This is a genomic window from Corynebacterium sp. HMSC074C01 (assembly GCF_001814605.1).
Classification (GTDB): Bacteria; Actinomycetota; Actinomycetes; order Mycobacteriales; family Mycobacteriaceae; genus Corynebacterium.
In genome coordinates, this window is record NZ_KV817272.1 from 37,896 (window position 1) to 51,587 (window position 13,692).

11 protein-coding genes are annotated in these 13,692 nt (G+C 63.9%); 8 read left to right on the plus strand and 3 right to left on the minus strand.

The window, feature by feature from the left end; genetic code table 11:
• Nucleotides 1-63 precede the first annotated feature (63 nt).
• Entirely contained in the window at nt 64-927 is an 864-nt protein-coding gene (locus HMPREF2978_RS03950) for a hypothetical protein (RefSeq protein ID WP_070525825.1), read from the plus strand.
• Nucleotides 928-951: 24 nt separating this feature from the next.
• Complete coding sequence (locus tag HMPREF2978_RS03955) at nt 952-1,575, plus strand: hypothetical protein (RefSeq protein ID WP_070744178.1); 624 nt, start codon at nt 952-954, stop codon at nt 1,573-1,575.
• Nucleotides 1,576-1,619: 44 nt separating this feature from the next.
• Here HMPREF2978_RS03955 and HMPREF2978_RS03960 read toward each other — a convergent pair whose 3' ends face one another.
• The 3 genes from HMPREF2978_RS03960 to HMPREF2978_RS03970 are packed head-to-tail and all read right to left on the minus strand — an operon-like array spanning nt 1,620 to nt 4,590.
• On the minus strand, nt 1,620-2,912 hold the full coding sequence (locus HMPREF2978_RS03960; protein ID WP_070525829.1) for a sulfate adenylyltransferase subunit 1: 1,293 nt from the start codon (nt 2,910-2,912) through the stop codon (nt 1,620-1,622).
• Entirely contained in the window at nt 2,912-3,808 is an 897-nt protein-coding gene (gene cysD, locus HMPREF2978_RS03965; RefSeq protein WP_070525831.1) for a sulfate adenylyltransferase subunit CysD, read from the minus strand. Before cysD ends, HMPREF2978_RS03960 begins: the two co-directional genes overlap by 1 nt.
• Nucleotides 3,808-4,590 (minus strand): phosphoadenylyl-sulfate reductase, encoded by a 783-nt coding sequence (locus HMPREF2978_RS03970; RefSeq protein WP_070744180.1) that lies wholly within the window; start codon nt 4,588-4,590, stop codon nt 3,808-3,810. Before HMPREF2978_RS03970 ends, cysD begins: the two co-directional genes overlap by 1 nt.
• Nucleotides 4,591-4,752: 162 nt before the next feature.
• Between HMPREF2978_RS03970 and HMPREF2978_RS03975 the strand changes: the two genes are divergently transcribed.
• The 6 genes from HMPREF2978_RS03975 (at nt 4,753) to HMPREF2978_RS04000 (ending at nt 13,683) form a co-directional block, all read left to right on the plus strand.
• On the plus strand, nt 4,753-5,169 hold the full coding sequence (locus HMPREF2978_RS03975) for a methylenetetrahydrofolate--tRNA-(uracil-5-)-methyltransferase (RefSeq protein ID WP_070744182.1): 417 nt from the start codon (nt 4,753-4,755) through the stop codon (nt 5,167-5,169).
• 177 nt (nt 5,170-5,346) lie between these two features.
• On the plus strand, nt 5,347-7,065 hold the full coding sequence (locus HMPREF2978_RS03980; protein WP_070744184.1) for an ABC transporter ATP-binding protein: 1,719 nt from the start codon (nt 5,347-5,349) through the stop codon (nt 7,063-7,065).
• A complete protein-coding gene (locus HMPREF2978_RS03985; RefSeq protein WP_070744186.1) occupies nt 7,066-9,009 on the plus strand; it encodes an ABC transporter ATP-binding protein in 1,944 nt (647 codons plus the stop codon).
• 77 nt (nt 9,010-9,086) lie between these two features.
• A complete protein-coding gene (locus HMPREF2978_RS03990) occupies nt 9,087-11,765 on the plus strand; it encodes a (Fe-S)-binding protein (RefSeq protein WP_070744188.1) in 2,679 nt (892 codons plus the stop codon).
• Between the two features lie 69 nt (nt 11,766-11,834).
• A complete protein-coding gene (locus HMPREF2978_RS03995; RefSeq protein ID WP_070744190.1) occupies nt 11,835-13,052 on the plus strand; it encodes a cation:proton antiporter in 1,218 nt (405 codons plus the stop codon).
• 19 nt (nt 13,053-13,071) lie between these two features.
• Nucleotides 13,072-13,683: a DUF1707 SHOCT-like domain-containing protein gene (locus HMPREF2978_RS04000; RefSeq protein WP_371326358.1), complete on the plus strand. Its 612-nt coding sequence runs from the start codon at nt 13,072-13,074 to the stop codon at nt 13,681-13,683.
• Nucleotides 13,684-13,692 lie beyond the last annotated feature (9 nt).

Below are 13,692 nucleotides of genomic sequence, written 5' to 3' on the forward strand. Positions count from 1 at the left end.
AAAGTGTGACACGGCTTCCTGTGGAAGCTGTGTCTGCCGCCCCGTCTTGAAGGAGTTCCCTGCGTGACTGATAACAACCCCTGGGCCCCGCCAAGCAACGAGGGACCGGAACGTCCTGCACGCTCGGGGAGCATCCTTATCATCGCCCTTATCGTGCTCCTTGCGGTCATTGCTGGTGTCACGTGGTTTCTGATGTCACGCTCTTCTTCCGAAACCACGGAGCAGGAGGCGCTCTTTACACAGGTGGCCCCAAGCACCACCACAAGCGCTGAGTCCGGCTCAACAAGCAGTAAAGCCCGCACTACAAGCGTTGAGACGAGCACTGCGAAACCCGTGACGTCAAAGAACAAACCTCAGGACAGGTGCGGTACGGCAGCTGAGAAGACCAGGGACGGTATTCCTCGCCCGATGACGCTGTTTTGTAATGACGACTGGCTCTACCTCGCCTCAGAAAACAGCTCCTCTTTTTATCTCTATTCCTGGGGCGGTGGAGAATGGGTTCCCTATAAGAACGACGATGTCGATGACACCTCGTCGATCAAGTGCTGGGATGCTGACCGCCTCAAGGCCGACAACGTCCCGACACAAATCATCGACGACATCCCTCTCTGCGCAGACAACACTGAGAACGTAGAAGCTCAGGAAACCTGCGATGGCCGCTACATCCTCATCGTGGACTCCCTCCTCGTCCCTTATGGCGAGTCACCGCAATCCGAAATCGACCGCGTGAAGTCCCACTACGCCGGGGTCAACATCATGCCGGGAACGGCGTGCAGCTCGCTGCGTTCGGAACACGATGGAAAGCAAGTTTATGCGGCCTACTACGACGCCGGACACAGCGTGGATGAGGTCTGTAAACTCAAAGCGCGATACGGTGGCAACGCCCGTTCGCTCAACAACAATGCAGATTTCAGCGATCCCTGCTAACCCCTCGAAAGGACTTTTCGCCTCGTGGCACACTACAACCTCTATAGCTCCCTCAACCTTGACCCTTCCGCTGATTCCGCGACCCTGACCTCGGACATCGAGCGCCGCCTCTCCGCGACTGACCCGTCCAACGCCGCGCTTTACGACGAACTCTCCACCGCCCACAGCATCTTCTCCCGCCAGGACCGCCGCGAGCAGTATGACCGAGCTATCGCGGATCCCTTCGGCCCCGAGGTGGATGTCGCCCGCATCCGCGAGATCGCCACGTCCGGCTCGGGCGTGCAGCTCATGCCGCAGCCTTCGACCGCCCAGGCTTCCGGCTCCTCCAGCTTCAATATTGACTTCTCCTTCCCCGTGGAGCCCTCCCGTCAGCGTGCCCAGTCGATTCAGTGGTGCATCGTGTGGGGTCTGCTGGCCTTCATGTGGATTATCTCCACCATTCGCGGCCTCGGCGCCCTCGCGGAGGTTGGCAACGCCAGCGGCGTCGAACTCCTCTACGGCGCTGATGACTACGTCGACGAGGCCAGCTCCGCCGGTGCCTTCTTCTTCATGGTCGCCGGCGGCACGCCGGTGTACCTGATGATTGCGGAGTTCATCTGGTCCTTGCGCAAGACCTTGGGCCGCAAGCAGGCCGAGAAGAACGCTTAAAACGCCGAAACCCGCGGCCATAAAGCCGCGGGTCAACGGGGGTATTAACGCAGGCGCTGGCCCACAAAGCCGGCGGCAAGGGTGTTGCCGCTGGACTGATCGATGAGCAAGAAATTGCCCACCGCGCCGCGAGCAGCGTAGTTCTCTACCGGCAGCTCCGCTTGTGTTTGGACAGAGATGTAAGCGATGTCATTGAGCGCCGCGGACTCCGGAGCCTCAACATCCGCCACGCCGTCTAGGTCGAGGATGCGGTCCACCGATGCCACGCGCGCCTTGACCAGCGCGGCACCATAGCGCAGCTTCACCATCTGTCCCGCGCGCAGCTCCTTGTCTGTGAGGACCACCGCGGTGGCGGCGAATTCGCGCACCTCCTCCGGGCGCTGCGAACCGGCGATGAGATCACCGCGAGCCAAGTCGATATCGTCGGCCAGCCTAAGTACCACGGAATCCCCGGCGCGCGCTGCCTCATCCGAGCCAAGCGGGCCGTCGGTGCTATCAATCGCGGTGACCGTCGAGGTCCGCCCGCCCGGCAGCGTCACCTCATCCCCCACCGCCACGTGCCCGGCTTTCACGCGCCCGGCATAACCGCGGTAGTCGGTTGCGTGCTCGCGGATGACGTACTGAATGGGAAAACGCAAGTCCAGGTCGTCGGCGCGGCCGGTGGCTACAGGGACGGTCTCCAGCGTTTCGAGGACCGTCGGGCCCTCGTACCAGTCCATCGTGGTGGAGCGTTCCACAACGTTATCGCCCTTGAGCGCGGAGATCGGGATGACGACCGATTCCGTAATGCCCAGGCGCGCCGCAATGTCGTGGAACTCCGTCTCAATCGCGCGGAAGGTGGCCTCGTCATAGTCCACCAGGTCGATCTTGTTCACGCCCAGAATCACGTGGCGCACGCCCAGGAGTGCTGCGACGTTGAGGTGGCGGCGGGTTTGTTCGACGACGCCATTGCGGGCGTCGACAAGCAGCACCACCACCTGGGAGGTGGACATGCCGGTGACCGTGTTGCGCGTGTACTGCACGTGGCCGGGGGTATCGGCGAGGATGAAGGTGCGCTTATCGGTGGCGAAGTAACGGTAGGCCACGTCGATGGTAATGCCTTGCTCGCGCTCGGCGCGGAGGCCGTCGACAAGCAGTGAGAGGTCCATGCCGTCGAAGCCACGGTCGGCAGAGGAACGCTCCATGGACTCCACCTGGTCCGCCAGCACGGACTTGGTGTCGTAGAGCAGGCGGCCCACGAAGGTGGACTTGCCGTCATCGACGGAACCGGCGGTGCACAGGCGCAGGGTATCGCGCTGCTTGAGCGCGCCGACATTCGGTGCGAGGGTAGTCGTCATCAGAAGTAGCCTTCCTTCTTGCGGTCCTCCATGGCGGACTCGGACAGTTTGTCATCGGCGCGGGTGGCTCCGCGCTCGGACAGGGTGGAAATGGAAATTTCCGCGAGCACCTCATCCGGCGAGGCAGCGGTGGATTCCACGGCACCGGTGCAGGACATATCCCCCACGGTGCGGTAGCGCACGGTGCGGGTCTCCAGCGGCTCGTCCTCGCGCGGGCCGCCCCACTCGCCCGGGGTCAGCCACATGCCGTTGCGGTTGAACACCTCGCGCTGGTGCGAGTAGTAGATGGAGGGAAGCTTAAGGTTGCGCGCGCCGATGTACTCCCAAATATCGGACTCGGTCCAGTTAGAAATGGGGAAAACGCGGACGTTTTCGCCGGCCATCTTGCCGCCGTTGTAGAGGTCCCACAGCTCCGGGCGCTGGCGGCGCGGGTCCCAACCGCCGAAGGAATCGCGGATGGAGAAGATGCGCTCCTTGGCGCGGGCGCGTTCCTCGTCGCGGCGCGCGCCACCAAGGACGGCGTCGTAACCGCGCTCCGCGATTGTCTCCACCAGCGGCACGGACTGCAGCGGGTTGCGGGTGCCATCGGGACGCTCCTGGAGGTCGCCGCGGTCGATCCAGTCCTGGACGTGGGCGACGTGCAGGCGCGCGCCGGTCTCCGCGACGAGCTGATCGCGGAAGTCGATGACCTCCGGGAAATTGTGCCCAGTATCGACGTGGATGAGCTCGAAGGGCACGGTGGCCGGCGCAAAGGCGCGGCGGGCGAGCTCGAAGACGACGACGGAGTCCTTGCCGCCGGAAAAGAGCAGGCCTACCTTGTCGAATTGCCCGGCGACTTCGCGCAGGATGTGGAGGGATTCGTTCTCTAAGTCTTTAAGGTGTGGTGAAAGAGTCATTATTCGTGCAACCCGCATTCTGTCTTGCCGTCAGCGAAAACGCGCCCGGAGCGCGCGTCCTCGCCCTCGCCTACCGGGAAGGTCAACGGCGCGCAGCCGATGGAGCGGTAGCCCTGGAGGGTGAGGGGGTGGATGATGAGGTCGTGTTCCTTGATATAAGCGTCGGTGTCATCGAGGTCCCAGGTAACAATCGGGGAAATCTTCAGCCGGCCCGTGCGGTCCAGGCTCAGCGCCGGCGCGGTGGCGCGGTGCTCGGAATCGGCGCGGCGCAGGCCGGTAACCCACCCAACATAGGGGTCCATGGCCATGTTGAGCGGCTCCACCTTGCGCATGCGGTTATAGGCCGCAACGTCGCGCGCATACAGGCGCGGGCCGTAAATCTTGTCCTGCTCCTCGGGGCTCAGCAGCGGGCGCACGGTCACCAGCGGCAGGTCCGCATAGCGCTTGGCGACGTCCCCCGCCACCCCCAACGTCTCCGGAAAGTGCCAGCCGGTATCGATAAAGAGTAGGTCGGCGTCTAAGTGGGCGCGGTGCGCGAGCTCGGCCAGCACGGTGTTTTCCATGGACATCGTGACGGCGAGGCGGCCGGGCGCGTGCTCGGCGGCCCATTCGGTGATGGTCTCGGCGGAGGCGTCATAAAGCTTGTCGGCCCACTCCTCGACGAGTTCCTGGTTGCGCTGGGCCACGGCAGGTTCCAGCGGCGCGGTGTCGCGGGTGCCTTCGGGGCTAATGCTGGGATCGCGGTAGTAGCCGCGGTCCAGCAGGTTTATCGGTTCGGTCATGACACCTCACATTAAAGGGAGGCGGGCCTGTGCGCAGCCCCACAGTGGGCCGCGGGGGCTGTGAGCTTGGGTACTAGGGAGAATAAAAATTAGCCAGAATGAACCGAGCGGACTAGATTTACAGACTAGACAGTCTATTTCCACCGAACTGAAGAGGTTCTCATGCAGCGTGTTGCCATCGTCGGGGACAGACCCGCCGCGCTCTCCACCGCCGAACGGCTCATCAGGGCCGGGCTGTGCGTAGACCTCTACTGCGAGCGCCCCGCGCCCTTCGGTTTGCTGCGCCGCTTCGCCGGGCTCTCCGGCGCGGAATCCGTTGGTGAGCCGTGCCCGAAGGGGACAACGCCGCGGCTGCGGCTCATCGGCAACGTCCGCGTCGGGGACGGCCAGGACGCGGACATCAACCACTCGGACCTCAACCAGCTCTCCGCTTCCGGGGACCGCCACCTCGTGTTGCTGGAGCTCATGGCCCGCGGCGTGGCCATTACAACGTGGGAGGGGCTGTGCCACCTCACCGACGACGTCGAGGATTGGGCCGCCGTGACGGCACAGGCGCAGCGGGCGCCGGTCTGCTTCTAGCGCGCGAGCGCGCGAGCTAAACGCGCGAGCTAATCGCTCGCGCATTGATACGGCTGCCAGTCTTCGTGCCACCGCACTCGCTAGACGCGCAAGCTAGACGCTCGCGCAGGGAAACGGATAGACTTGCGCGGTCATTGACCTTTGGCCATCCAGGCCGCTCACACGAAACGTTGGTCTATGGAACTCGTTCGCATCCTTTTATCCCGCTCCAAACCCTATACCAGCTACGTCATCGCGGTACTGCTCCTCCAAGCGCTCTCCACCGCGGCAACGCTCTACCTGCCTTCCCTCAACGCGAAGATCATTGACAAGGGCGTTGCCCAAGTTGACATCGACTACATCTGGCGCACCGGCGGCATCATGCTCGTCGTGGCCTTCGTCCAAGTCCTCGCCGCCATCGCCGCTATCTGGTTTGGATCCCGCACCGCCATGGGCCTCGGCCGCGACCTGCGCTCCGAAGTCTTCCGCCGCGTCACCCGCTACTCCGCCGAAGACATGAGCAACTTCGGCACCGCCACCCTCATCACCCGCGGCACCAACGATGTCCAACAGATCCAGATGGTCTACATGATGATGCTCAACTTCATGGTTGCCGCACCGATCATGTCCATCGGCGGCATCATCATGGCCATTCGCGAAGACGCCGGCATGTCCTGGCTCGTCGCGGTGTCCGTCATCGTGCTGCTCGCTGCCATTTCCGTCATCATCGTCCGCCTCATGCCGCTCTTCCGCGCCTGGCAGGGCAAGCTCGACGTCATGAACGGCACCCTGCGCGAGCAAATCGCCGGCATCCGCGTCGTCCGCGCCTTCACCCGCGAGGAACACGAGTCCGAGCGCTTCCGCACCGCCAACCGCGACATCACCAACCTCTCGCTCAAGGTGGGCCAGCTGTTCATCCTCATGTTCCCCATCATCACCGTCATCCTCAATGTGGCCACGGGCGCGGTTCTGTGGTTCGGCGGTCACCGTGTGGATGAGGGCCTCGTGGAAGTCGGCTCCCTGACCGCCTTCCTGCAGTACCTGCTGCAGATCCTCGCGGCCGTCATGATGGGCACCTTCATGGCCATGATGCTGCCCCGCGCCGTCATTTGCGCGCGCCGCATCACCGACGTCCTCGAGCACGATCCCTCCATCGTCGAGCCCGCTACCCCGCTCACCCCGGAGCGCTCCGAGGGCGTGGTCGAGTTCGACAACGTCACCTTCCAGTACGCCGGCGCGGAAGCGCCCGTGCTTCACGACGTCTCCTTCACCGCCACCCCCGGCACCACAACCGCTCTCATCGGCGCGACCGGTTCCGGCAAAACCACCGCGCTCTCCCTCATCCCGCGCCTCTACCTCCCAACGAAGGGCCGCGTGCTTCTCGACGGCACCGATATCGCCGATATGGCACGAGGGGACGTCGTCAAGCGAGTGGGCCTCGTGCCGCAGAAACCGTACCTGTTTAGCGGTTCCGTGGCCTCCAACCTGCGCCTGGGTGCGCCGGAGGCCAGCGATGAGGAATTGTGGGCGGCGCTGCGCGTGGCGCAAGCTGACTTCGTTGAGGACCTCGACATGCACATCTCCCAGGGCGGCACCAACGTCTCCGGTGGCCAGCGCCAGCGTCTGTCCATCGCGCGCATGCTGGTGGCGCGACCGCTGGTGTACCTCTTTGATGATTCCTTCTCCGCGCTCGATGTCCTCACGGATGCCGCGGTACGCGACGCCATGCGGGAATACACCGCGGAGGCGACGACCATCATCGTGGCGCAGCGCGTGAGCTCGATTGTGGACGCGGATCAGATCCTGGTCATGGACGCCGGGCGCGTCGTGGCCCGCGGCACGCACGAGGAGTTGCTCGAGTCCTCCGAGACGTACCGCGAGATTGTGGAATCCCAGAAGACCTCGGAGGTGGCCTAAATGACTGAGCAGGATAACGCTACTTTGAATGAGGACACCACCGCCGAGCTCGAGGAGAAGACCGGCGAGAACGCCCCGCGCAAAGCCAAGAACTTCTGGCCCTCCGCCAAGCGCCTCTTTGGCCTGCTCGCGCCGTTCAAGGCGCAGCTTGTCGCGATTGCCGCGATGAATCTCGTGTGCGTGTTCCTCGCCGTGGCCGCGCCCAAGGTTATGGGCAAGGCCACCGACGTCATCTTCTCCGGCGTCATTTCCCGCCACCTGCCCGCCGGTATGACCAAGGAGCAGGCCATCGCCGCTCTGCGCGCGGGCGGGCAGGACAAGTTCGCGGACATGGCCTCCGCCATGGACTTGAACCCCGGCTTCGGCATTGATTTTTCCAAGCTGGGCACGATCATCGGCATCGTGATTGCGATGTACGTGGTGTCCTCGCTCTTCCAGTGGTGGCAGGGCTACCTTCTGAACTCGCTGGTGATGAAGGTCGTCTTCGATCTGCGTGAACGCATCGAGGCGAAGATCAATCGGCTGCCGCTGAACTACTTCGATACGCAGTCGCGCGGCGACCTTCTGTCGCGCACCACCAACGATGCCGACAACGTCCAGACGGCGCTGCAGCAGGCCATTTCGCAGCTGTTTTATAACCTGCTCATGGTCGTCGGCATCACGGTCATGATGTTCACCGTGTCCTGGCAGCTGGCCCTCGTGGCGCTGCTGGCGCTGCCGCTGACCGGTGTGGTCATCGGGGTCGTCGGCTCGCGCGCGCAAAAGCAGTTCAAGGCGCAGTGGAAGGCCACCGGTGACCTCAACGGGCAGGTCGAGGAAGCCTTCTCCGGCCACGACCTGGCCACCGTCTTCGGGCGCATCGACTCCATGACGGAGGATTTTGATAAGCGCAACGAGGAGCTGTTCCGCTCCGCCTCGCTGGCGCAGTTCCTGGCGGGCATGATGATGCCGATCATGCAGTTCATCACCTACCTGTCCTACGTGGTCATCGCGGTGCTCGGCGCGCTCAAGGTGGCCTCCGGCAACCTCACGCTGGGTGGTGCCCAGGCCTTCATCCAGTACTCCCGCGAATTCAACCAGCCGCTGGGCCAGCTCGGCGGAATGATGCAGCAGGTGCAATCAGGCGTGGCGTCGGCCGAGCGCGTCTTCGAGTTCCTCGACGCCGAGGAAGAGCCGGCCGAAGAGCCCACCTCCCGCTTGGGTGGGCGCGCGAAAGGGCTCGTGGAGTTCGACGACGTCAACTTCTCTTATGACCCCGACAAGCCGCTCATCCAGGACCTCAACCTGCGCGTGGAGCCGGGCCAAACCGCGGCCATCGTCGGCCCCACGGGCGCTGGCAAGACCACGCTGGTCAACCTCATCATGCGTTTCTACGACATCGATTCCGGCACCATCCGCCTCGACGGCGTGGACACCGCGCAGATCTCGCGCCACGAGCTGCGCTCCCAGGTAGGTATGGTGCTGCAGGACGCCGTCGTCTTTGAGGGCACCATCATGGACAACATCCGCTACGGCCGCCTCGATGCCACCGACGAGGAGGTCATCGCCGCCGCGAAGGCCACCTACGTGGACCGCTTCGTCCATTCCCTCCCCGACGGCTATGACACCAAGATTGACCAGGATGGCGGCGCGATTTCCGCTGGCGAGCGCCAGCTCATCACCATCGCGCGCGCTTTCCTGGCGCAGCCGGCGCTGCTCATCCTCGATGAGGCCACCTCTTCCGTGGATACCCGCACCGAGGTGCTCGTTCAGCAGGCCATGAATGCGCTGCGCGCGGACCGCACGTCCTTCATCATCGCGCACCGCCTGTCCACAATTCGCGACGCCGACCTCATCATCGTCATGGAAGAAGGCCGCATCGTCGAACAAGGCACCCACGCCGAGCTTCTCGACGCCCACGGCGCCTACTGGCGCCTCCACCAGTCCCAGTTCCGCGAGGACTAGCTGAATCCTGACTCACTGATTTCGGGGCTAAGGATTTAAGGTAGGAGGCACGCACAGCAGCAATTAAAGGAGCGCGCATGTTCGGCTGGGTTGCCATCGCCGCATCGATCCCGGTGTGGCTGTACTTCATCTACCGCCTGACGGCACTGTTTCGGTTTATCCGTTCCGGCGGTCCCACGCAGCTGAACCGCACCGACCGCCCCATGGCGCGCCTCGGCCGCGTGCTCATCGAAGTCTTCGGCCATACCCACTTCAAGGGCCGGCCGCTGGTCAATGCCGCGCACTGGCTCGTCATGGTGGGCTTCCTCTTCGGCGCCATCGTCTGGTTCGAGGCCTATATCCAAACCTTCGCGCCCGATAAAGGCTGGCCGTGGCTCAGCGACTGGCCGGTCTACCACTTCATCGAAGAGGTCCTCGCGATCGGCACCGTGCTGGGCATCTGCTTCCTCATTGGCGTGCGCCTGAAACTCGGCCACACCGAGCGCGGCAGCCGCTTCTACAACTCGCAAGTCTTCCCCGCACGCCTGGTGGAGGCCATCGTGCTCCTCGAAGGCCTGGGCATGCTCGCTGTCAAGGCCTCCGCCATCGCCACCTACGGCGGTGGGTCGCCGTGGGCTGATTTCTTGACGATGCGTGTGGCGGGGGTGCTGCCGACGTCGCCAAGCATGGTGCAATTCTTTGCCCTGGTGAAGCTGCTGACGGGCCTGGTGTTCATCGCTTGCATCGCCCACTACTTCCAGTGGGGCGTAATGTGGCACCGCTTCCTGGCGTTCTTCAACATCTTCTTCCAGCGCAACGCCACGGGTGAGAAGGCGCTGGGCCCCGTGCCTACGCCGGACCTGGAAGACCTTGAGCCGGGAAGCTGGAAGATGCTTCTCGACGCCTCCTCCTGCACCGAATGCGGCCGCTGCCAGGACCTATGCCCCGCATGGAACACCGGCAAGCCGCTGAGCCCGAAGAAGCTCATGATGGACCTGCGCCAGGGCGCGCTGGATAATTACAACCCGCACGAGGGGCTCAACGTGTTGGCGATGGCGGGCACGATTGATGATGACGTCCTGTGGGCCTGTACCAACTGCGGTGCGTGTGTGGACCAGTGCCCGGTGGATATCGAGCACATCGACCACGTGGCGGACCTGCGCCGCTTCAAGGTTCTGGCGGAGTCCGACTTCCCGTCAGAGCTGACCGGGCTGTTTAAGAACATGGAGACGAAGGGCAACCCGTGGGGCCGCAACGCTTCGGAGCGGCGCACGTGGATTGATGAGGCGCGCGCCGATGGCATCGAGGTGCCGATTGTCGGCGAGGACGCGGAAAATTTTTCGGACCTGGAGTACCTGTTCTGGGTCGGCTGCGCGGGTGCCTACGACGACAAGGGCCGCGCCACGACGCGCGCGGTGGTGGACATGCTCCACACTGCGGGCGTGAAGTTCGGTGTGCTGGCCACGGGCGAGACCTGTACCGGTGACCCGGCGCGGCGTGCCGGCAACGAGTTCCTGTTCCAGGTGATGGCGGAGCAGAATGTTGCCACGCTTAACGACGCCTTTGCCGGCGTCCCCAAAGGCCAGCGCAAAATCATCACGACGTGCCCGCACTGCTTCAATACGATTCGCAACGAGTACCCGGACTTCGACGGCCACTTCGACGTGCTGCATCACACGCAGCTGCTCAATCGTTTGGTGCGGGAGAAGCTGCTCGTGCCGGTGCCGCGTTCCCCGGAGAACCGCCGCCCCGTTACGTATCACGACCCATGCTTCCTGGGCCGCCACAACAAGGTCTTCGACCCGCCGCGTGAGCTCGTCGAGGCGACCGGTGCATCGCTGGCGGAGATGGACCACAACCGAGATGAAGCCTTCTGCTGCGGTGCCGGTGGCGCGCGCATGTTCATGGAGGAAAAGCTGGGCAAGCGCATCAACGAGTTCCGCTCGGAGCAAGCCGTGGCGACGGGCGCGGAGCAGATCGCGACGGGCTGCCCGTTCTGCAATGTCATGCTGACGGGTGGCGTGAAGTCCATTGCGCCGGAGACACAGGTCAGCGATGTGGCGCTCATGCTGCGCGAAGCCATTGCCCCCTCTGGCGACCTTCCCGCCCCGCGCGAGAAGGCCTTCCTCGACACGCCTCGCCGCCTGCCCGTGGAAGATTCCGACGCGCCTTCCCCGGAAGCACCCGCTGCACAATCTGCCCCGACAAGCTCCCCACAGGCCCCCACCGCTGCGCCGTCCGCACCAAGCGCTCCCTCTGCGCCGCAAACACCTGCAGCGCCGACGCCACCTGCCGCCCCCAGCGCTCCTGCAGCACCCACTGCGCCGCAAGCTCCGTCCGCGCCAACCGTGCCTACTGCTCCAACGGTTCCTTCCTCCCCTGTCGCTCCGATTGCACCGGCGGCTCCGGCTGCCCCCAGCGCACCCGCCGCGCCGTCCGCACCCAGCACGCCGCAAACACCCGCAGCGCCTAGTGCCCCGGCTGCTCCTTCGACACCGCAGCCGCCAACCGCGCCCAGCACTCCTGCGGCGCCGTCCGCTCCGACACCACCGGCTGCTCCTTCGGCTCCATCCGCCCCTGGTGCACCAGCAGCGCCCAGCGCGCCGCAAGCACCGGCAGCGCCTAGTGCCCCGGCTGCTCCTTCAGCACCGAAGCCGCCGGCCGCGCCCAGCGCACCCGCGGCACCGAAGGCTCCATCTGTGCCAGACACGCCAGCGGCACCCAGTGCCCCGGCGGCGCCGAAGGCTCCGGGGGCGTCGGCAAGCAAGGGCGACTAGTGCGACGTCGGCCACACCACCAACGCTCGGGGTAGGCGTGCCTGATGACCCACAGGTACGCTCTACCCCATGCAAACTGACGTAACCTACGTCCTCGCCTCGGGCGAGACCAACTACACCAACTCGCTGGTGTCCTTCGCATGGATTATGGCGGTGGCGCTGTTGGCGCCGTTGGTGTCTCATGCCCTGGGCAAGAAGATGCCGGCCGTGGCGCTGTTGATTTTCTTCGGCATGCTCATCGGCCCATCGATGTTGGGCCTGGCCCATGAAGACCCCGGCATCGGGATGCTCAAGGAACTTGGCGTTGGCGCGCTGTTCCTGCTTGCGGGCTTTGAAATCGACCTCGCCAGCTTGAAGTCGAAAGAAGCCGCGACGGGGCTGTCCACGTGGCTCATCTGCATGGTGGTGTGTGGCGTCGGCGTGTACTTCCTCATGGATGACATTCCCGGCGCCATCGTCATGGCAATTGCTTTGACGTCGACGGCCCTGGGCACCATTACGCCGATGCTCAAGCAGGACAAGCTGCTTGGCACGCGGGTGGGCGATTCCGTGGTCATCCACGGCGCCATCGGTGAGGTCGCGCCGATTACCGCGATGGCGCTCCTTTTGGGAACGCGCTCCACGTGGACAACGATGTTGATTCTTCTCACCTTCATCGCAATCGCGGTGGCCGTGGCCATCATGCCCTTTGCCATTACGACGCTCATGCCGTGGTTCAAGGACGCCTTCATCTCTGGTGCGGGTTCCACTAATCAGACCATCATGCGCCTCATCATTTTGATTCTGGCGATTCTCATGGCGGTCACGGCGGTCTTTGAGCTCGATATCGTGCTGGGTGCCTTCGCGGCGGGTATCATCCTGAACCGCATCGTGCCCGATGAGTTCCATAAGGGCTTGGAGAACCGCCTCGACGTGGTGTTTTATTCCATGCTCATCCCCGTCTTCTTCGTGGTCTCCGGCATGGCGATTGACTGGAAAGTCATCGTGAACGAACCCCTCAAGGTCCTCGGCATTCCGCTGCTCATCTTGGTCACCCGCGGCCTGCCGGTGTTCCTGCGAGAGAACATCCACCAAACCGGCTCCGACGTCGAAACCACCCGCGAGCGCATCCAGGTGGCTCTTTACGCGGCGACCGGCCTGCCCATCATCGTGGCGGTGATGACGCTGGCCGTGGATTCCGGCATCGTCGATTCTGAGATCGCCTCGATCTTCATCGCCGGCGGCGCGCTCACCGTTGCAATCTTCCCGTTCCTCTCCGGCCTCGTGCGCGAAAAGGCAGAGGAATAAGGCTGTTAAAATAGCTAATGTGACTAATCCTTTCAGCATGCGGCTTTCCGACGCCGAACGGACCGACGCCGTCAACGACCTCGCCCAAGCACTGGGTGAAGGCCGCCTCACCATGGATGAGTTCGAAGAGCGCACCGATGCGGTGATGCAGGCAACGACCCGCCGCGAGCTGGCAGAAGTTTTCATGGATATCCCCACCAAGGCCAGCAGCGAACTCAAGATCTACTCCCAAGGTGAGGTGGCCCGCGCCTACCAATCGACACGGAAGCCTCGCTTGGCCACGGCCATGGTGGGCTCCCTTGGCCTCCTTTTTGGCGCCATCGCCTCCTTCGGCGCCCTGTCCGGCGTCACCGCCGCACTGACTGGAACGGGCCTACTTTTCCTTATCCCCGCGTTGTGGATCATGCTCTACGTGGCCAAGGTGGGCCCGGAGTCCTGGCATCAGCCCTCCCCTCGCCAGATCGAGCGCCAGCGCATGCGCGAGCTCAAGGCCGCGGGCGCGGAGGAACGCGCGCAGATGCGGGCGTTGGAGCAGGCGCAGTGGGCGGAGAGGCGTCGCCAAGCAAGTGAAATCACCGGCGATGCGATGAATCTGGCCAAACGCAAGCTGGAGCAGTGGAACCAGAAGTAACATATCCGG

Bases quoted from the DNA above. Each gene is read 5' to 3' on its own strand.
- HMPREF2978_RS03960 (WP_070525829.1), bottom strand. From the start codon at position 2,912: ATGACGACTACCCTCGCACCGAATGTCGGCGCGCTCAAGCAGCGCGAT.
- cysD (WP_070525831.1), bottom strand. From the start codon at position 3,808: ATGACTCTTTCACCACACCTTAAAGACTTAGAGAACGAATCCCTCCAC.
- HMPREF2978_RS03970 (WP_070744180.1), bottom strand. From the start codon at position 4,590: ATGACCGAACCGATAAACCTGCTGGACCGCGGCTACTACCGCGATCCC.
- HMPREF2978_RS03975 (WP_070744182.1), top strand. From the start codon at position 4,753: ATGCAGCGTGTTGCCATCGTCGGGGACAGACCCGCCGCGCTCTCCACC.
- HMPREF2978_RS03980 (WP_070744184.1), top strand. From the start codon at position 5,347: ATGGAACTCGTTCGCATCCTTTTATCCCGCTCCAAACCCTATACCAGC.
- HMPREF2978_RS03985 (WP_070744186.1), top strand. From the start codon at position 7,066: ATGACTGAGCAGGATAACGCTACTTTGAATGAGGACACCACCGCCGAG.
- HMPREF2978_RS03990 (WP_070744188.1), top strand. From the start codon at position 9,087: ATGTTCGGCTGGGTTGCCATCGCCGCATCGATCCCGGTGTGGCTGTAC.
- HMPREF2978_RS03995 (WP_070744190.1), top strand. From the start codon at position 11,835: ATGCAAACTGACGTAACCTACGTCCTCGCCTCGGGCGAGACCAACTAC.